Consider the following 377-nt stretch of genomic DNA (forward strand, 5'->3'; position numbering starts at 1 on the left):
ACAGGTGAAAACTATGAACATCGTCGAGAGTGGGTTGACGCTCGCATTCTAGATCTTGCGACTATCTTTGCGATTGATATCTGTGCCTATGCAGTGATGAGTAATCACTTGCATATTGTCCTTAAAGTGAATGCCGATAAAGCCAATAGCTGGTCTGATAAAACAGTGCTTGTTCAATGGCATAAAGGCTTTAAAGGCACGTTACTGACGCAGAAATTTGTTAAAGGTGAAGACCTTAATAGGCTTGAGCTTGAAACTGTTCATAACTGCATTACTGAATATCGTCATCGCTTAATTGATCTTAGCTGGTTTATGCGATCACTCAGTGAGCCGATTGCCAGGCAGGCCAATAAAGAAGACAACTGTACCGGCCGATT

Annotated in this window: 1 pseudogene; it reads left to right on the forward strand. The window is 42.2% G+C overall.

The features are described from left to right. Positions 1 to 377 (forward strand): annotated as a pseudogene (locus CXF72_RS00510) (transposase); the annotation flags it as partial.

The organism is Psychromonas sp. MB-3u-54 (assembly GCF_002836415.1).
Taxonomy (GTDB): Bacteria; Pseudomonadota; Gammaproteobacteria; order Enterobacterales; family Psychromonadaceae; genus Psychromonas.